The organism is Planococcus beijingensis (genome assembly GCF_016820615.1).
GTDB lineage: Bacteria > Bacillota > Bacilli > Bacillales_A > Planococcaceae > Planococcus > Planococcus notacanthi.
In genome coordinates this window covers 158,735-176,507 of record NZ_JADHDZ010000001.1, presented here as the reverse complement: position 1 = coordinate 176,507, position 17,773 = coordinate 158,735, and the positions used below count along the sequence as shown (strand labels likewise).

Genomic DNA, 17,773 nt, shown 5'->3' with positions numbered 1-17,773 from the left:
CAGCGCTGAAAGCGCTGTCTTTTTACTTTTATAAAAGGGGATGAATTATATGTTGAAAAAAATGATTTCTGTTTCTCTTGCCGGTATTTTAGCGGTGGGTCTTGCTGCTTGTTCGTCTGAAGAAAATTCTCAAGCAAATAACAATGGTTCGGCTGATTATCCAGAACGCGGATTAACCATCGTGGCACCTTCTGGAGCTGGTGGAGGCTGGGATTTGACTGCGCGCTCTATTGCAAAAACGATGAATAACTCAGGCTTGATTGAAGAGCCGATCATGGTCGAAAATAAACCGGGTGGCGGTGGAGCTGTCTATATGGCGGAATATGCAACGAAAGAAGTCGACAATGACTACATGCTCATGGTGAAATCCCCGCCGATTCTCATCAATAACAGCAAAGCTGAAGGAAATAGTCCATACGGCTACAAGGATACAACCCCACTTGCCCAGTTGACACGCGATTACGGTGCGATTGTTGTTCGTGCTGACTCTGGGTTTCAGACATTGACTGATGTACTCGACGCTGTAAAAGCTGATCCTACAGCCGTAACATTCGCCGGTGGTTCTGCTCCCGGTTCAATGGATCATTTGGTTGGTATTTTGCCGGCATTTGAATATGGCATCGATCCAAAATCAGTGAAATACGTTTCTTATGACGGCGGCGGCGAAGCTGTTGCTGCACTGCTTGGAGACAATGCGGATGTCATTGCAACAGATGCATCTACGATTGGGGAATATATGAAGTCTGGTGATGTCCGAGTACTGGCAGTAAGCGCTCCTGAACGCTTGGAAGGCGAGCTTAGTGAAATCCCCACATTCAAAGAAGAAGGAATTGACACTGAATTCACAATCTGGCGCGGCATTTTCGGTCCTAAGAACATGACAGATAGTGCATACAAGTACTGGTCAGAAAAACTGGAAGAAATGTCTGCCAGCGAAGAATGGCAGCAAGAGCTTGAACAGAACGGCTGGCAAAGTGAATACAAAAACGGTGAGGATTTCGAAGAATATTTAAAAAATCAAGAAGAATTGATTGTTGAGTTGTTGACTGCACTTGATATGCAAAAATAATTAGAAAAAACGGCTTCGGCCGTTTTCTAATTTAAAAGGAGCGAAAGACCATGAGTAAAACATTCGATCGATTTGCTGGCATTATTTTTTTACTGATTGGCCTTCTATTTGTCATAGAAAGCCAGCGAATATCCGAGAGTTCCTACGGTTCAGAAGTCGGGCCAGACATCTTTCCGATCGGATTAGGAAGTATATTGATTCTCTTAAGTGCTCGATTGCTGTATGAAACTTTCCGCTACGAAGCAGTCACTAAAAATGAGGAGTCTATTAAATACAAAAAGTTTTTCATCATTTTCTTTAGTGCTGTTCTATATGCTGCCCTCTTAGAGCCGCTTGGCTACGTCATTACGACATTCTTATTTTTGGTCACAGCATTTCAAACAATGGAACGTGGAAAATGGCTTCAGACACTTGTCATTGCCGGCTCATTTTCATTTGGTGTCTATTATCTTTTCGCCGAATTTCTCGGCGGGTCACTACCGGGATTCCCTGGATTTTAAAACGAAAGGCGGATGGCAATGAGTACATTACAATTTTTAATGGATGGATTCAGCATCGCATTCCAGTGGCAGAACATTCTCTTTGCCTTTGTAGGGGTTCTTATTGGAACAGCAGTTGGCGTATTGCCGGGTATTGGACCAATGAGCGGCGTAGCCCTCCTTATTCCAGTGACTGCTACAATCACTTCCGGCATGCCGACAGAAGCGGCGGCCGCAAGCTCCATTATCTTATTGGCTGGAGTCTATTATGGAGCCATGTACGGAGGCTCAACTACATCGATTCTTTTGAACACGCCGGGAGAATCTTCTTCTGTTGTCACTACACTTGACGGATATCAAATGGCCCGTCAAGGACGCGCAGGAGCCGCTTTATCGATTGCGGCAATCGGTTCATTTGCAGCGGGGATCGTATCTTTGATCGGTCTCGTATTATTGGCAGAACCGCTGTCCAATGTGGCACTCCAGTTCGGCCCAGCCGAATACTTTTCGCTTATGCTGCTTGGTCTTGCTGCCGTAAGCGGATTAGCTGGGAAGTCCATGACCAAGGCATTAATGATGACTGTTTTCGGATTGATGCTTGGAACAATCGGCATCGATGCTGTATCAGGAATTGCCCGGTTTACTTACGATTTGCCAATTTTATATTCCGGTCTTGAATTTCTAACAATTGCAGTCGGTTTGTTTGCACTGGGCGAGGTATTTAAGACCATTCTAGAGCGTGAACACGAAGATGGTACGATCGCTAAGATCGGCAGAATCCTTCCTACAAAACAGGATATGAAAGATAGTGTCAAACCGATTATGCGAGGATCTCTTCTAGGCTTCTTTATTGGCGTGCTTCCAGGCGCCGGAGCGACTCTTGCTTCATTTTTCTCTTATATTGCCGAGAAAAAATTCAGCAAAACTCCTGAAAAGTTTGGGACAGGGGCAATTGCAGGTGTCGCGGGTCCTGAATCAGCGAATAACGCTGCATCAGGCGGCGCCATGATTCCACTCCTAACATTAGGCATTCCCGGATCCGGAACCACTGCTATCCTAATGGGAGCACTCATCATGTACAATATTCAACCAGGCCCATTATTGTTTGATGATCATCCTGAAGTGGCATGGGGACTTATCGCCAGCATGTTTGTCGGCAACTTGATGTTGTTGGTGCTGAACATGCCGCTAGTCAAAGTATTCGCCAAAATCATTGAAACGCCCAAAAAATATTTGTTGCCAATCATTATCGCGATTTCTTTCTTTGGAGTATATGCAGTCCAATACACGACTTTCGACCTTTTCCTGTTGCTTGCTTGCGGAATTCTAGGCTACTTGCTGGTCAAAAACGACTTTCCTGTTGCACCACTCGTTTTGGCTCTGGTGTTGGGGCCAATGATTGAAAACAATCTGCGCAGAGCTTTAACTATTTCAAATGGTGATTTCATGATTTTCTTTACTAAACCATTGTCTTTGATCCTGCTTATCGTTGCTGCCGCTTGGTTGCTGATTCCCTTGCTTCTGAAATTAAAAGGCCGCACTATTGTTTTGAATGAAGAAGATTGATGGACTATAGATTTCCACGCAATACAAAAACGCCTCCAAAATATGGAGGCGTTTTTTGTATTAGATTGTTGTTGTTTCTTTCAATGCATCAAGACGTGCCTGTACTTGTTCCCCGGTCAATCCATGCTCAAAAGCATAACGGTTGCGCGGGTGTTCACGGCATTCATCTGAACATGAACGCATGTACTTATGTTCGTTTTCTTCGGAAGCTAAAATCTTCGCGTTGCAATCAGGGTTGGCACAGTTTACATAGCGTTCACAAGGTTCACCTGTAAAATGGTCTCTTCCGACAACGACGTGCTCCAACTGGTTTACCGGCACGGCAATACGCTCATCAAAGACATATAGTTGTCCGTCCCATAGATCGCCTTTCACTTCAGAGTCTTTACCGTAAGTGACAATACCGCCATGTAATTGAGCAACATCTTCAAAGCCTTCTTTTTTCAGCCAGCCTGAGAATTTTTCACAGCGGATGCCGCCTGTACAATACGTCAAAATTTTCTTGCCTTCGAATTGCTCTTTGTTGTCACGGATCCATTCCGGAAGGTCACGGAAGTTTTCAATATCCGGACGGACCGAGTTGCGGAAATGCCCAAGATCGTATTCGTAATCATTGCGCGCATCCAAGACGATAGTGTCCTGCTGCTGCATCTGCTTGTAAAATTCAACCGGCTCCAAGTAAGTGCCTGTCAGTTCATTTGGATTGATATCTTCTTCAAGTCCAAGGTGAACGATTTCTTTTTTCGCACGAACATGCATTTTCTTGAATGCATGGCCTTCAGCAGCATCAATTTTGAAAACGATGTCTGAGAAGCGTGAATCGCTTTTCACCATTTCCATATAAGCTTCAGTTTGTTCAATAGTTCCTGAACATGTACCATTGATTCCTTCTTCAGAAACAAGGATACGCCCTTTCAGCTCAAGCTCCTTGCATGCCGCCAAATGCTCAGCCGCAAAAGCTTTTGGATCTTCAATGGGTGTATATAAATAATAAAGTAAGACGTTGTGTGTATGATTTTGCATGAATCATACCTCCTATTTCTTCTATTTGATTCGTTGCCAAAAAGACAGCAAAAACCTCAATCATTTTACAATAAATAACGGCAAACTTCAACTCTCCTTCCGCAGGAAAGACGCTTTATCCAACTTCGACAACTCATTTTCGATTTTTCGTACTAAAAAAGGCAGCTGAATAATAGCTGCCTGTTTCTGCTGGCTTTCAGCAGACCCTATTTTTCACCGGCCGGCTTTCCAGACAAGCGCTGATTGCTTCGGCATTCAGTGCCATCATCTCCAGACGGGTCTGAATCGTTGCACTGCCGATATGCGGCAATACCGTAACATTCGGCAATGTCAGCAGCGGATGATCCAGCGGCACCGGTTCCTGCTCAAAAACATCGAGGCCCGCGCCCCAGATTTTATTGTCTTTCAACGCTTCGTATAAAGCCGTTTCATCGACGATGCCGCCTCTGGCAACGTTGATCAAAGAAGCGGTTTCTTTCATCAAAGCTATTTCATCCGCTCCGATCATTCCTTCAGTTTCCGGTGTCAGCGGCGTCAAGATCACTACATAATCCGAAACCTTCAGCAATTCCTCGAATCCGGCATAACGCACGTCTTCCAAGCTTCGGCGCGTCCGGTTATGATACAGGACGTCCATGCCAAATCCTTGCGCACGGCGAGCCACCGCTTCGCCGATACGTCCCATGCCAATGATTCCAAGCGTTGCCCCGCCAACATTCTGTCCCGTCATCCCCATTGGGGTCCAGGATTTCCATTCACCTGAGCGAACCGTCTTTTCCGCTTCAATGATTCTGCGGGCTGTTGCCAGGATTAAAGCAAAGGTCAGGTCTGCAGTAGCTTCCGTCAAGACATCAGGTGTATTTGTGACAGTCACACCATGTTTGCGGGCTGCCTCCAAGTCAATATTGTTATAGCCAACTGCCAGATTGCTCACAATTTTCAAGTTAGGTGCTGCTTCAAATACTTCATTATCGATTTGGTCGGACAGCATCGTCCAAAGCGCATGCGCTTCTTTCGCTTCTTCGAGCAATTTTTCGCGTGGTGCGTGGGTGTCTTCTTCCGGCCACATCCGGACTTCATATTGTTCCTTTAATCCAGCTACTGCCTGATCTGGCAGTTTTTGCGTGATGAATACAATCGGCTTCATAGAAATCCCCCATCCTCTGTTATGCCCTGATTATAGCAATTAAAAAAACTGCGGGCAATTGCCAGCAGTTTCCTGTTAGTTGCGTGCTCTAATCTTCTTAAAATAATACCAAATAGCCGCGATCCCGCATAATGCTATCAAAACATAGACTACGTTGGAGTAGAGTTCCAATTGATGCATGATTTGCTCTCTATTATCGCCTACTGCTTCTCCGACAAACACCAATACCGTATTCCAGATCAAGGTGCCAAGAGTCGTAAAAGTTAAGAATAGCCAAAATTTCATATTCGACATCCCTGCAGGAATTGAAATGAGACTGCGCACTAAAGGAATTAACCGTCCGAAAAACACTGTCCATATTCCAAAGCGGTCGAACCAGGCATCTGCTTTATGTATATCAGACTTCTTCACACGCAACCAATTGCCGTACTTATCAATGATTTTTTCCAATCGCTCCACGTCCAGCAACAAACCGACACCGTATAAAGCAACTGCACCCACAACCGATCCGGCAGTCGAGGCCATGATCACTCCCGGTATAGTCATCGTTGTCGTTGTGGTCATAAATCCACCGACCGTCAAAATCACTTCTGACGGTATCGGCGGAAAAACATTCTCCAGCATAATCAGCAGAAAGATGCCGAAATAGCCATAATCCGACATGACTGATGTAATCCAATCTTCCATCTAAACACTCCTTTTTACGAAGAAGGCCGGAAATTCATTTTCACCGACCATAGTTCTGAGCGGCTTCCAATGCGCAAAGGCGGTCCCCAAAAGCCGAAACCCGAAGATACCACGAAATGCGTCTTCTTTATTAACCGATACCCGTAATCCAATTCAAAAATCCTTCTTGTCAATAAATGATTGGGCCACATCTGTCCTTTGTGGGTATGGCCTGACATATGGAAATCGGCATCTAGTTCCACCGGTTTTTTCAGATCAGAAGGTGTATGGTCCATGATGATCCACGGCATTCCGCCTTTTTCCGGCTTCAGCTGAGCCAGCGGATGGCGCTTGCCGTTCGTCCGGTCTTCACGCCCCGTCAAATAGAAACGATTTCCCACAAGAATAGTTTCATCTCTTAATATATTTACTCCCGATTTTTCCATCAGCCTTACCAGCAAAGGAATTTTTTTGCCGTAATATTCGTGGTTCCCCAATACTCCGTAAACACCAAGTGAAGGCTGCAATTGCGCCATTACCTCACCCATGCCATAGCGGGCAAACCAGACCGGATCATCGTCCACGAGATCACCAGCTAAAAACACTACATCCGGATCGAGCGCATTGGTCTTGTCCACAAAACGCTGCAAATGGCTTTTACCTGATAAAACTCCCAGGTGAAAATCGGAGCCGATGACCATATGCAAAGGGTCGGCTTCTTTTCCATCTACTGTGATTTCCAGGTTCCGGACAACCGGACTATAAGCCAAATAAGTGCCCACAATAAATATCACCAGCAATATTATCGCAGCAGCACTGCCGATAATGAACACATCGTCCATAAACTCAACTGCCAGTACGAGGACATTCGCAACCGGAATCACCAGGATCGCATACTGTAAAAATGCGAACCAATAGGAACCCAGAATCGTGAAACTCAACCACTTGTGTCCAATTCGCCCGATGATGTAACTATAGGCAACAACCAGCCACAGAACCGCAAAAACCCATGGATTCGCCCCTTCCCAAAAACTGGCCAGCCAGCTATAGACTGCCCAGCCAAGATACGCAACGAGTGATGTATATACCAATAAGGCACCACCGATGCCAGCCAGTATTTTCATAGAGGACCCCCCTCTTTCTTCTTATAAAATAGACCCCATTTGAAATGGTTAATGATTTATTGGAGTAGAAAATAGTATAGCACTTCACCTTCCAATTTGCGGTACTTAGACGCTTCTACGCCTCAGGTCCTAGTAAAAGATGCAGTCAGAGACCGTATTGGAAAACACGCTCGCTTAGTATGATTAGGTTAGAAATTGAGAGGAGGAAAAAAGATGAACAAATTTTGGTTAACTACTCTCGGCATCATTGCCGGAATCGTCGCACTTTCCAACTTGGGCCCCATGATCGGACTGGCAGTATCGTTAGTGATTGTCTATGCGGGGGTGCATTATTACTTAAGAAGCACCACGGCATTGGCGAAATTCTGGTGGGCGTTTGTTGGCGTCATCGGCGGACTTGCAGCCATCTCGAATGTGCCCGCATTGATCGGCGTCGCTGCACTGGCTGGCTTGTGGATGATCTACCGCCAATGGAATGGCCAAAGCGTTTCGCTTGAAGCCGTGAAAGAAAGCGATCCATTTACGAACTTTGAACAGCAATGGAATAAATTAAACAAATAAGGAGGAAACGAATATGACAACTTTATGGGAACGTTTCAAATTTGCCGTCGCAACTGACCTGGATGCGGTCGTTGCAAAGAAAGAGGAAAAAAATCCGCTCGCATTATTAAACCGCTACATCACAGAAGCCGAAAATCAGACAACGGCTACAGGAAAATGGGTAGAGCGCCAGTCCCAACTCAATGGTAAACTGGAGAAAGAACTGGCTGAAGCATCTGCTATGCTCGACAAACGCCAAAACCAATTGGAATTGGCGCAAGCTTCCGGCGAATCCGACCTTGCTGATTTTGCCGCAATGGAAGTGCAGGCTTACAGCGACCGCGTCAAGACTTTGCAGCAAAACCTGGATGAAAACATCGCTGAACTCACTGGCCTTGAACACCGTTACGAGGAAATGAAGCATAAAGTGAAAGACATGAAAGTGAAACAGCTGCAATTGATGGGCAAGGAAAATGCAACACGTGCTCATCATCAGATGGATAAAGTACTGAGCCCTGAGCTCGTCGCCGAACGCATCGGCTCATTCGATGACATGGCTTCCTATATCACAACACTGGGCGCTAAAGTTGAAGAACGCCACGAACGTTCGGCAATGGAACGCCGCCTTGAATCTTTAGAAAAAAATAGCGCAAACCACAAAGAAATTGTTTAAACTGAAATGAGAAGAAGCTTTTCTTCTTCTCATTTTTTCTGATACAAAGAAGGAGGCAAAAGCTATGCAGCATTTTTCAACCAACAGGCAAGCGTTTTTTCTGTTGAGCGCTTTATTATTGATATTCGTAGAAGCTGCCTTCTTTGGAAACGGCAGTGTGTTTTTGATTCTTCTTGGTATCGGAACCATCTATTATGCGTTGCGAAATAATGTGAAATACCGGCGTTCTTATTTTTGGACAGGTGCTTTTCTCATCGGGGTTTCCATCCTGTCGATGTGGAGTTTGCGGCTGATGGTTTTCGGACTGGCCATCTACCTCCTGCTTCGTTTATGGAAAGGCGAAGAGTGGCTGCAGACCGCGCCTCTTTACGGTTCTACTGATAAAGGGTTAATCCAAAACAAAGTCATGTCCGCCCAAAGCACACCGATCGAGTCCTATGAATGGAAAGATATTCATGTACAAGGCTTTATCGGGGATATCCTGGTCGATACCACCCACACCGTATTACCAAAAAAGACCTCATTAGTTTCCATTCGTCAAGGATTCGGGAAAGTCCAGGTTGTCGTGCCTTATGAAGTTCCTGTACGCATCTTCTATTCGACACTCCTGGGAGAAGCCCGGTTTTTCACTGGAAACAAACAACGGATTGTGAATGGCACGATCCATGCGGAAGACGGCTATCCCGCAGATGAGGGCAGTAAAGTCGAATTGATCATTTCCGTCACTACATGGATGGGAGATGTCGAGGTGATCCGCAGATGAAACAGATTCTGCCCCGTAGCCTGTTTTTCATATTGTTATTCGCATTGATCGTCTTCAGCATCCTTTTTGCATTGCTCGGTCTGCCAACGGTCAACAGCTGGTCCGTCTTGTGGGAAGATTTTATCGCTGGCCTGCCTTTGGGCATTTGGCTGCTTGTCTTGATGCTGGCGTTGTCTGTCGGCATCTCGTGGTGGACCGAGTCCTTATCACGGGCAAAAGTTCAGGAGATTGAAGAAATTTTCCAAGCCCTTCTGCGCAATGAAGACAAGACAGTCGTCCAAGCAGCTCAAATGAAAACCTTGCCGCGCAATTTATCCAGCTCCATCTTGAAGCTGCAGAAACTGTTGGAATCACAACGGAAAAGCCTGACACGCCTCGCCAATGAACGGGCAGAAACACAGGATCAAATCATCCAGGAACGCCTGATCATGGAACGCCAGCGGCTCGCCAGGGAATTGCACGATTCCGTATCGCAGCAATTATTTGCCGCTTCCATGCTGCTGTCTTCCATGACTGAAAACGAAGATGTGCAGCCCGGCCTATTGCAGACGGAGAAGATGGTCCAGCAGGCACAACTTGAAATGCGTGCACTGCTTTTGCATTTGCGTCCTGCCGCCCTGCATGACAAGAGCCTGCGCCAGGGGCTGTTTGAACTGGTCAGTGAATTAAAGGAAAAAGTCTATTTTACAATCGAGCACAAACTGGAAGAAGTACCTCTACAAAAAGGCGCAGAAGACCACCTTTTCCGCATTGCACAGGAAACTTTATCAAATACACTGCGCCATTCCAAAGCGACCGAAGTCCATATCCTTTTTATTGAGCGCGATAATTTTGCGATTTTGCGCATTCAGGACAATGGCGTCGGTTTTGAAAGCGAACAATCCAAATCAACTTCTTACGGGTTGAAACATATCGAAGAACGCGCCATCGAAATCGGCGCGACCAGCAAAATTGTTTCCGTCCCTTCCGAAGGTACGATTGTGGAAGTAAAAGTTCCGATTGAAAGGAAGAAAGCCCATGATTCGCATCTTATTAGTGGATGACCACGAAATGGTCCGCATCGGAGTCTCAGCTTATCTCCAATCCCAGAAGGATATGGAAGTAGCCGGCGAAGCATCGAATGGCCAGGAAGCGGTTGAAATGGCATTGGAGCTGCGCCCAGACTTGATTTTGATGGACATGGTGATGCCCATCATGAATGGTGCGGAAGCGACAAAAGCCATTGTCGACCAATGGCCAGAAGCAAAGATCATGATCGTCACCAGTTTTCTCGACGACGATAAAGTTTACCCGGCTCTTCAAGCGGGAGCCGTCAGCTACATATTAAAAACTTCCAAAGCTTCACGAATTGCCGACTCCATTCGCGAAACGATGAACGGCACACCGGTTCTCGAACCGGAAGTGATGAGCAAAATGATGAAACAGATGCGCCATGAACGCGTCCTTCACGATGACTTGACCGAACGGGAAATGGAAATCCTTCTGCTGCTTGCAGGCGGCTTGACCAATCAGGAAATCGCGGATCAATTATTCATCGCCCTCAAAACCGTCAAAACCCATGTCAGCAACATCCTGGCCAAGTTGGAAGTCCATGACCGGACGCAAGCAGTCATTTATGCCTTCCAGCATAAGCTGATTTCTCCACCTAAATAAACCATGAATAAAGCCGGACAGCTTTTACGCTGTCCGGCTTCTTTACTTAGAGAAATATAATTTTCCAGCTGTTCTTTCAATGTCCAGACTCCAGCGCCCAGCTCTTTGGGTCATAAGCCAACCCAGCTGCGTGGCAAAAAACGCCACACTGCTGGTCTGTCTTATGCCCGGCAGAGGTCCGCAGGATGCGGATCATGTAAGCGTTGCGGCAGGAAGTCGCGCCTTTAGCTTACGTTCCTCAAATGGGCGCTTTCGCTTTTCTCATTATGCATTTAATTTGCGCAGTTCCACTCGGCGGATTTTTCCGGAAGCTGTTTTCGGCAGTTCATCCAGAAATTCAATGACACGTGGATACTTGTAAGGCGCCGTAATTTCTTTTACATGATCCTGCAGTTGCTTCGTCAAAGCGTCTTTGTCTTTAAAATTGTCCGGGTTGCGGAGTACCACGTAGGCTTTGACGATATTGCCACGGATTTCATCCGGAGCTGCTACGACGGCGCATTCCTGAATGGCTTCATGTTTCATCAATGCATCTTCGACTTCGAAAGGCCCGATCGTATAGCCTGAACTGATGATGATGTCATCACTTCTTCCTTCAAACCAGAAATAGCCATCTTCATCGCGCGTCGCCTGATCGCCTGTCAAATACCAATCGCCGCGGAATGCCGCTTGCGTCCGCTCGGGATCTCGGTAATATTCCCGGAACAAAGCCGGACAATCGCGATGGACCGCGATATCTCCCACTTCTCCGACAGCTGTCGGCTGTCCTTCATCATTGATGATGTCAACCGGATTGCCAGGCGTCGGTTTGCCCATCGACCCAGCTTTTACTTCCATATCTTGAAGCGTTCCAACCAGCAAGGTGTTTTCCGTCTGGCCGTAGCCGTCACGGACGTTAATATGGAATGCCTGCTGAAAAGCTTCGATGACTTGACGGTTCAATGGTTCCCCCGCAGACACTGCAGACCTTAATGCCGGCAGCTTGTATGATGCTAAATTCTCCACTTTTGCTATGATCCGGTATTCTGTCGGTGTACAGCACAGGACATTAATATTTTCCTTTTCCAATAAATCAAGATATTTTAAGGCATCAAACGGCCCATTGTAAACAAAGGCTGTTGCACCCAATGTAATCGTCGACAAAAATGGACTCCAAATCCACTTCTGCCAGCCTGGAGCGGCAGTTGCCCAAACCACGTCTCCACTTTGGACGCCCAGCCATTTTGTTGCCGCTGTCCGGACATGCGCATAGCCCCATCCATGGACGTGGACCACGCCTTTCGGATTGCCGGTGGTTCCGGATGTATAGGACAGGAAGGCCATATCTTCCCGGTGAGTCGGGACTGCGTCGAAATCCGGTGATTCCTTTTCTGCTAATTCCTCAAAAGACTGCCATCCTTCTTCTATGCCCCCAACAATCAATTTATTGCTCAGTGCAGCCGCTTCTTCATCAATGGAATTGGTTTCCGCAGTGGTTTTGTAATGCGCCACGATTCCTTTAGCTCCTGAATGATGCATCCGGTAAATCAAATCCTTCTTTCGAAGCATCTCCGAACATGGAATCGCGACAATTCCAGCACGCAGACAAGCTAAATACGTGATATATGCTTCAGGAATCCGCGGAAGGATGATCAGCATCCGATCCCCTTTTTCAATGCCCAGCTTCAGTAAAGCTTGTGCGTATTGATTCATCTTGCCGACCAGTTCTTTATAACTCAGGTCTTCACGATTGCCTTCGCTGTCCAGCCAGCGAATCGCCAACCGGTCGCTTTCTTCTTTATATTTCTCCAATTCCGAAGTGATATTGTACTGCTCCGGAGCAATTAAATCTTTGAAATCCATATGTCAGCCTCCTATCTCTTTTTCTTCATGCCGGTGGAATGATCAGGTAATAGACACTCGCTAAGAAAACAAAGGCTGCCAAGGCTGCCAGATATGCCTTTTTAGCAGTGAAACTTTGCGTGGTTTTAATGATTTTCACACATACCAGATACATCCAGACAACACCAATTGCCAACAGCACATAGACCAATGGATGGCCATTCCCGGCTTCCGCCAAGTAAGGAGCACCGAGCAAGCCAGGCAATAAAGCGACGGGAGCCGCTCTGTTGATGTCCCGCAAAAGCCCTTTTCCGCCAAGTCCCTTGGATCCTGCCCAAAGCAGCAATGCCAAGCCGATTTTCGTGATGAAAGCCATCAACAGGCCAAACAGAATGAAAATTGCCGGCACAATGAAGTTTTGCAGCAGTGCAGAATCGAAACTTGCTATGTATGAGGCATTTGACGCGATTGAAATCGCGCCATAGCCTATGCCAACGATGAGCAGCAGCAGATTGCTCACCCATTGGGTTTTCGGCAATTCTAAAAATGACCGAAAAGATGAATCATTCAAAGCAACCATTTTCCCGACCATTTTGCTCACCCTTTCTTTCATTGTCTACATCCCCCAAGGCATCAATGCCCAAATCGCAACAGCAGCAGAAACGACTACCGTGATTCCGGCGCCTACCGTACTGTTATAGCGATACGACTTGATATCCTTCCATCCGTGGATGCGTTCAATCAATTCAATATCCGATTGCTTAGTCAATTTACTTTGCAGACCTGGCATACGGTTCGTGATATAAGAAACGACAATCAGCAGGATAAAGCTGATCGGCACAGCAAGCATGGCACCGGACAAGCCCATACCGTCCGTCACTCCGTGTCCCGTCAAAACGATGCTTGGAAAGACGAAAGGAGACACGATGATGTAGATGGCTCCACCAACAACAGATGCTGCAATGGCTCCGAATTTATTGGCTTCTTTCCACCAAACTCCAACGATAATCAAAGGTGCATTCGTAACTCCTGCTAAACCGAATGCCCAGAGTATACTGACGACCAGGAAAGCTGGCGGTTGGATTGCCAGCAAGATACTGACCAATCCTCCGGCAAAAATCGCGATAAAACCGATTCGCAGACTTAAGCGCTGAGGAATATTCGGCTTTAAGGTAGCGATAATGTCCTGTGAAATCAAGGCACCAATGGCCAGCAAGTTTCCGCTCAATGTTGAAAGTCCAGCAGAAATCGCCCCAGCAATAACAAGTGCTGTCACCCATTCCGGGTTATAGACCAAGTTCAGGATAATCGTCAATTTATCAGCATCTCCATCTGAAATGACTAGACCTTGAGTGGCGGTGGCATAAACACCAACGAAGCCCATGGCGTATGTGGCCGAGAAAACCAAACCTAGAATAAAGGCGAACCAGACCATCGCCGAACGCGCACTTTTCAGATTAGAAGCTGTGTAAACCCGCATCGCTAAGTGAGGAAGGCCCAAAGCTCCGATTGTCAGTGCCGGAATAATGGAGAAATACCATTTTGGTGAGAACTGGTAATCAAAGAACGTCGGCAAAGATTCGAGCATCGCTGGAACCATGTCCGAATAGAACAGCGGCGGGAAATACCAGCCTGTTGCTCCCACCGCTTTCATGATGGCGCCAAGCGGCAAAATGAACATCAAGGCAATGATAACCATCTGAATCGCTGCGTTGTTTGTTGCTCCGGCCATTCCGCCGATTGTGATATAACCGACAATTATAATTCCAAAAACAAAAAGTCCAGTTAAATAAGGAATACCCAATAACGTTTCAAACGTAATGGCAATTCCGATCATCTGGCCGAGTGCATACATGATGGAAACCAAAATCATGAAAAGAGCCGCAATGATGGAAGCTGTCACTCCGTATCTGTCACGGATAAAATGTGTAGGCGAGAAAGCGCCCATCCGGCGAAGGCTTGTCCCGTAAATAATTGTAATCAACGGTATTGCCAGAATCAGCTGAATCCACAACATGATGAATGGAACCTGGAGTTGGAGGATCAAGGCCGTAATGCCAAGGAAAGTCGCCAGACTCATGTAAGTTGCAGCCATCGCCAATCCGTTAGTAAAAGCTCCGACGTTTCCGCCGCCTGTGTAAAGATCTTTAGCAGATGAACTTTTTCGGTTGGATACAAATCCCACGATATAGAACAATAAAAATGTTGCTCCCACGACTGCTAACCCTAAAATCGGATTGGATAATTGCCAGTTTTCTGTTTCCATCATCTACACATCCTTTACTTCGTCGGAAACTCCGAGCGCATCGTTTTCACTATCGATCTCATCATCGATGCGATTACCGATTTTCCCAGCTACAATCGTCAAAAAGAAAACGCCGAACCATCCCATTAAGATCGGCACGATGTACATAACTGGAAAACCAAGCAACATAGCATCTACCGGGAAAATGGAAAAGACTAATCCTACGTTCCCTACTAAAATAAAGGCAGCTGTCATCCAAATGGTGAATTGGACTTCTTTTTTATACGCTTTCATCGTATCCCCCCATTTCGTTTTGATTGTTCTAAGTCTCCCTACTGAGCGTTCGCTCAACTGCAGAATGCTGCTCTCCCTTCAAATATTATTTAGATAATAACTTCTTTGATTGTAACCGCTTGCATAAAAACAAGTCAACAGAATTTTTAAATTATTTAAATAACTATATCAGAAGTATTATTACTTTCCTAAAGGCTATTTCAACTCTCTTTCAAAGACTAATAACATATGTATAAACAGCATTAAATATGTATATTCTAAGACAATGTAGATTTTTTCTGTATTTCAATATACTTTTTATTGCCTTATAAATAGTTGAATTAATTCCCATTAAATAATAAAACCGAATAATTATGCGGAAAAGCTTTTGAGAATAAAAAAATCCCGAAGGGCAGCAATGGCCCTTCAGGGTTTTGATAATCAACTTATAGATTTGGTTTGTTATTTTCCTTATCCATTTTGGCTTCCAGTTTCTCAAGCTGGCGCTTCGCAAATTCGCGGCCGCCAATACCGAAGGAAATGGCGAAGGCTACGGCAAGCCCGGCGATGATAAACAAGAATGCCAAGTTCACAATATTGGTTGCGAAATTCAACTGATCAAGAGTCATGAATACAGCAATGATGATAATTGCGTATTTGACAATGGCTCCAAGGAAACGGTTGCCGGAAGCCTGCTTGATGTAATTTCCAAGCACGCTGCCCCCAATCAATCCAAGGCCCAGGATAATCAGTGAACTGATAAGCAATGGCAAGTAACCGATGATTGCTTCACCGATGCCGTTCAATACATCCAACTGCAGGACATTCATCGCTTCTACTGTAAAGAAGATGATGATGATTGCCTGCACCACTTTGCCGATGATATTCGCAATATCAAAGCTTGGAGTTTTGGTTTTATCAGGATTCAAGTAAGTCGAAAAGCGGTTGATGCCTGTTCCATTCAAGAGGCTGATCAATAGATCGCCTACAAATTTAGCGATCAGGACACCTACCAAGATTAAGATGATCGCTACAAAAATATTCGGGATCATGTTCAATACTTGGTTAAGCATATTGACGATCGGCTCAGATATTGAACGAATATTCAAGGTTTCCAATGCAATCGTCAAGATAGGAATCAATACGATAACGAAAACTACATTTGCCAAAACATTGGCCAATGTCGATTTATCGCCAGCATCCATTCTCGCTGTCCCTGTCGAAGCACCACCAGTTCTGTTGGTGAATTTGTTGAACCATTTATCGATATTGATCGCTGTCAAAAGGCTGAATACCAGATTTTTAACAAACTTGGCTACAAAGTAGCCGATGACCACAATAATGATAGCCATGAACAGATTTGGCAAGAATGCCAACAATTTGTCCATCATATTCGAGATTGGCTGTGCAACATTGTTCATGTCCAGTGCCTGCAGCACGCTTGGAATAAACAAGATAAAGATGAGGTAATAAAGAATTTTCCCTATAGAATCCAGTTTGCTGTCCGCATCTTCTTTTGTTTTAGCCATATGGCCTTTCACCATAGCTCGGTCTGCCCCTGCTTTTTTTAATCCTTTCGTAAAAATGGCCCGAACGATCGTCGCTACTATCCATGCGATGAGCAGTAATAATAATGCTCCCAGAACGTTTGGAATATAATCGATGATCGTGTTGCCGACTCCTCTGAAAGAATTGCCCACATCGTTCATATACTCAACTCCTTTTTATTTTTTTATATCTTTAGTTACTATCCCCTCAGTGCTCCACTCCTAAACTTCCAATGAGGCTATTTGGCATCCAAAAGAAAAACCGTCCACGTAAGGACGGTTTTTAAAACACAAAGAAAGGTTTTTAAGAAGCAGGAACCTCTCTTCGCTTGCCGATCGTCAATATCAAAATGCCGCCCAAAAGCAGCATGACTCCGAGCCACGACAGTCCACTTAGCACTTCTCCGACAACCACTACCCCTAAAACAGCGGCTGTCAGTGGCTCAGCCAATGACAAAGTGACTGCAGAAGAAGAGGGAATCTGCTTTAATCCAAAAGAAAAAAGCAGATAGGATAGACTGGTTGCTCCAATCCCTAAATAGATGATCAGAGAAAAATTGAGCGGTACGGTTATGTAGCTTACATCAAACAGCAATAAAAATGGCAGCAGACAGCAAGCACTCAATGAAAAAATCACAGCGACTGCAGAAACAGTCTCCATCGCCTTGAGAACAGATTTACTTACCAGCGCATAAACTGCAAAAGAAAATCCAGCGCCCAAAGCCATAGCGATGCCCACCGGATCCACCAGTTGCTGGCCTTTATTGGCAAATAACAGCACGCAGCCGGTTAATGCCAGAAGCGTCGCACTTCCCCAGATTCGGTCAGGTTTTCGTTTTAAGGCTATCCACTCGATCAATCCTGTTAGTACAGGTGCGCTTCCGATGGTGACAACGGTGCCGATAGCAATTCCAGTCATCTGGACTGAAGAAAAAAATAAAGGTTGGAATAGCGCCATACTGACGGCTGCAAGAATAGTGGCAGGCCATGGAATCGTCCGGACCGATAGTTTCCTGGCTACAATTACGAACAACAGTAAAGAAAAACCGCCAATTGCTAAACGAAAAGCGCCGATTGATAGCGGATGGACTGCCCCTTGAAAAAAAGACTGGGCTGTACCTGTGGTTCCCCATAAAATTGCAGCCAGCAAAACCAATAAATACGCCATATAATTCAACATCAAC

Annotated in this window: 18 protein-coding genes; 8 read left to right on the top strand and 10 right to left on the bottom strand. The window is 45.6% G+C overall.

Features of this window, described 5'->3' with window-relative positions:
- Window positions 1-49: 49 nt before the first annotated feature.
- From IRE19_RS00925 to IRE19_RS00915, 3 genes are read left to right on the top strand one after another with little or no spacing between them, the layout of a single operon-like run.
- Window positions 50-1,069 carry a Bug family tripartite tricarboxylate transporter substrate binding protein gene (locus IRE19_RS00925; protein ID WP_203338988.1) on the top strand — a complete coding sequence of 340 codons (1,020 nt, stop codon included), beginning with the start codon at window positions 50-52 and terminating at the stop codon, window positions 1,067-1,069.
- A 50-nt stretch (window positions 1,070-1,119) separates the two neighbouring features.
- A complete protein-coding gene (locus IRE19_RS00920) occupies window positions 1,120-1,569 on the top strand; it encodes a tripartite tricarboxylate transporter TctB family protein (RefSeq protein WP_203338987.1) in 450 nt (149 codons plus the stop codon).
- 18 nt (window positions 1,570-1,587) lie between these two features.
- The gene (locus IRE19_RS00915) at window positions 1,588-3,114 is read left to right on the top strand and encodes a tripartite tricarboxylate transporter permease (protein WP_203338986.1); all 1,527 of its coding nucleotides are present in this window, start codon (window positions 1,588-1,590) and stop codon (window positions 3,112-3,114) included.
- Between the two features lie 60 nt (window positions 3,115-3,174).
- Here the strand turns inward: IRE19_RS00915 and trhO are convergent, their stop codons facing one another.
- The 4 genes from trhO to IRE19_RS00895 all read right to left on the bottom strand — a co-directional run bounded on the left by trhO (window position 3,175) and on the right by IRE19_RS00895 (window position 7,074).
- Complete coding sequence (trhO, locus tag IRE19_RS00910; RefSeq protein ID WP_203338985.1) at window positions 3,175-4,137, bottom strand: oxygen-dependent tRNA uridine(34) hydroxylase TrhO; 963 nt, start codon at window positions 4,135-4,137, stop codon at window positions 3,175-3,177.
- A 196-nt stretch (window positions 4,138-4,333) separates the two neighbouring features.
- Window positions 4,334-5,284, bottom strand: a complete 951-nt coding sequence (locus IRE19_RS00905) for a 2-hydroxyacid dehydrogenase (RefSeq protein WP_203338984.1) — start codon at window positions 5,282-5,284, stop codon at window positions 4,334-4,336.
- 75 nt (window positions 5,285-5,359) lie between these two features.
- A complete protein-coding gene (locus IRE19_RS00900) occupies window positions 5,360-5,971 on the bottom strand; it encodes a DedA family protein (RefSeq protein WP_191713454.1) in 612 nt (203 codons plus the stop codon).
- 14 nt (window positions 5,972-5,985) lie between these two features.
- Window positions 5,986-7,074 carry a metallophosphoesterase gene (locus IRE19_RS00895; protein WP_203338983.1) on the bottom strand — a complete coding sequence of 363 codons (1,089 nt, stop codon included), beginning with the start codon at window positions 7,072-7,074 and terminating at the stop codon, window positions 5,986-5,988.
- Between the two features lie 213 nt (window positions 7,075-7,287).
- Here IRE19_RS00895 and IRE19_RS00890 point away from each other — a divergent pair, with 213 nt between their 5' ends.
- The 5 genes from IRE19_RS00890 (at window position 7,288) to IRE19_RS00870 (ending at window position 10,703) form a co-directional block, all read left to right on the top strand.
- Entirely contained in the window at window positions 7,288-7,635 is a 348-nt protein-coding gene (locus IRE19_RS00890) for a lmo0954 family membrane protein (RefSeq protein ID WP_203338982.1), read from the top strand.
- Window positions 7,636-7,648: 13 nt separating this feature from the next.
- Complete coding sequence (locus tag IRE19_RS00885; protein WP_191713451.1) at window positions 7,649-8,287, top strand: PspA/IM30 family protein; 639 nt, start codon at window positions 7,649-7,651, stop codon at window positions 8,285-8,287.
- A 64-nt stretch (window positions 8,288-8,351) separates the two neighbouring features.
- Complete coding sequence (gene liaF, locus IRE19_RS00880) at window positions 8,352-9,050, top strand: cell wall-active antibiotics response protein LiaF (protein WP_203338981.1); 699 nt, start codon at window positions 8,352-8,354, stop codon at window positions 9,048-9,050.
- Window positions 9,047-10,093: a sensor histidine kinase gene (locus IRE19_RS00875; RefSeq protein ID WP_203338980.1), complete on the top strand. Its 1,047-nt coding sequence runs from the start codon at window positions 9,047-9,049 to the stop codon at window positions 10,091-10,093. Before liaF ends, IRE19_RS00875 begins: the two co-directional genes overlap by 4 nt.
- The gene (locus IRE19_RS00870; protein ID WP_191713448.1) at window positions 10,068-10,703 is read left to right on the top strand and encodes a response regulator transcription factor; all 636 of its coding nucleotides are present in this window, start codon (window positions 10,068-10,070) and stop codon (window positions 10,701-10,703) included. Before IRE19_RS00875 ends, IRE19_RS00870 begins: the two co-directional genes overlap by 26 nt.
- 264 nt (window positions 10,704-10,967) lie before the next feature.
- On the opposite strand, the gene mbcS is transcribed toward IRE19_RS00870, so the two are convergent.
- The 6 genes from mbcS to IRE19_RS00840 form a co-directional block, all read right to left on the bottom strand.
- Complete coding sequence (gene mbcS, locus IRE19_RS00865) at window positions 10,968-12,545, bottom strand: acyl-CoA synthetase MbcS (RefSeq protein WP_203338979.1); 1,578 nt, start codon at window positions 12,543-12,545, stop codon at window positions 10,968-10,970.
- A 25-nt stretch (window positions 12,546-12,570) separates the two neighbouring features.
- The gene (locus IRE19_RS00860) at window positions 12,571-13,137 is read right to left on the bottom strand and encodes a YIP1 family protein (RefSeq protein WP_191715060.1); all 567 of its coding nucleotides are present in this window, start codon (window positions 13,135-13,137) and stop codon (window positions 12,571-12,573) included.
- A gap of 3 nt (window positions 13,138-13,140) precedes the next feature.
- On the bottom strand, window positions 13,141-14,793 hold the full coding sequence (locus tag IRE19_RS00855; protein ID WP_225218436.1) for a solute symporter family protein: 1,653 nt from the start codon (window positions 14,791-14,793) through the stop codon (window positions 13,141-13,143).
- Window positions 14,794-15,063, bottom strand: coding sequence for a hypothetical protein (locus IRE19_RS00850; protein ID WP_191715059.1), 270 nt, complete (start codon window positions 15,061-15,063; stop codon window positions 14,794-14,796).
- Between the two features lie 425 nt (window positions 15,064-15,488).
- On the bottom strand, window positions 15,489-16,751 hold the full coding sequence (locus IRE19_RS00845; RefSeq protein WP_203338978.1) for a mechanosensitive ion channel: 1,263 nt from the start codon (window positions 16,749-16,751) through the stop codon (window positions 15,489-15,491).
- 142 nt (window positions 16,752-16,893) lie between these two features.
- On the bottom strand, window positions 16,894-17,769 hold the full coding sequence (locus tag IRE19_RS00840; protein WP_203338977.1) for an EamA family transporter: 876 nt from the start codon (window positions 17,767-17,769) through the stop codon (window positions 16,894-16,896).
- Between the last annotated feature and the right edge of the window lie 4 nt (window positions 17,770-17,773).

Bases quoted from the DNA above. Each gene is read 5' to 3' on its own strand.
- IRE19_RS00925 (WP_203338988.1), top strand. From the start codon at position 50: ATGTTGAAAAAAATGATTTCTGTTTCTCTTGCCGGTATTTTAGCGGTG.
- IRE19_RS00920 (WP_203338987.1), top strand. From the start codon at position 1,120: ATGAGTAAAACATTCGATCGATTTGCTGGCATTATTTTTTTACTGATT.
- IRE19_RS00915 (WP_203338986.1), top strand. From the start codon at position 1,588: ATGAGTACATTACAATTTTTAATGGATGGATTCAGCATCGCATTCCAG.
- trhO (WP_203338985.1), bottom strand. From the start codon at position 4,137: ATGCAAAATCATACACACAACGTCTTACTTTATTATTTATATACACCC.
- IRE19_RS00905 (WP_203338984.1), bottom strand. From the start codon at position 5,284: ATGAAGCCGATTGTATTCATCACGCAAAAACTGCCAGATCAGGCAGTA.
- IRE19_RS00900 (WP_191713454.1), bottom strand. From the start codon at position 5,971: ATGGAAGATTGGATTACATCAGTCATGTCGGATTATGGCTATTTCGGC.
- IRE19_RS00895 (WP_203338983.1), bottom strand. From the start codon at position 7,074: ATGAAAATACTGGCTGGCATCGGTGGTGCCTTATTGGTATATACATCA.
- IRE19_RS00890 (WP_203338982.1), top strand. From the start codon at position 7,288: ATGAACAAATTTTGGTTAACTACTCTCGGCATCATTGCCGGAATCGTC.
- IRE19_RS00885 (WP_191713451.1), top strand. From the start codon at position 7,649: ATGACAACTTTATGGGAACGTTTCAAATTTGCCGTCGCAACTGACCTG.
- liaF (WP_203338981.1), top strand. From the start codon at position 8,352: ATGCAGCATTTTTCAACCAACAGGCAAGCGTTTTTTCTGTTGAGCGCT.
- IRE19_RS00875 (WP_203338980.1), top strand. From the start codon at position 9,047: ATGAAACAGATTCTGCCCCGTAGCCTGTTTTTCATATTGTTATTCGCA.
- IRE19_RS00870 (WP_191713448.1), top strand. From the start codon at position 10,068: ATGATTCGCATCTTATTAGTGGATGACCACGAAATGGTCCGCATCGGA.
- mbcS (WP_203338979.1), bottom strand. From the start codon at position 12,545: ATGGATTTCAAAGATTTAATTGCTCCGGAGCAGTACAATATCACTTCG.
- IRE19_RS00860 (WP_191715060.1), bottom strand. From the start codon at position 13,137: ATGAAAGAAAGGGTGAGCAAAATGGTCGGGAAAATGGTTGCTTTGAAT.
- IRE19_RS00855 (WP_225218436.1), bottom strand. From the start codon at position 14,793: ATGATGGAAACAGAAAACTGGCAATTATCCAATCCGATTTTAGGGTTA.
- IRE19_RS00850 (WP_191715059.1), bottom strand. From the start codon at position 15,063: ATGAAAGCGTATAAAAAAGAAGTCCAATTCACCATTTGGATGACAGCT.
- IRE19_RS00845 (WP_203338978.1), bottom strand. From the start codon at position 16,751: ATGAACGATGTGGGCAATTCTTTCAGAGGAGTCGGCAACACGATCATC.
- IRE19_RS00840 (WP_203338977.1), bottom strand. From the start codon at position 17,769: ATGTTGAATTATATGGCGTATTTATTGGTTTTGCTGGCTGCAATTTTA.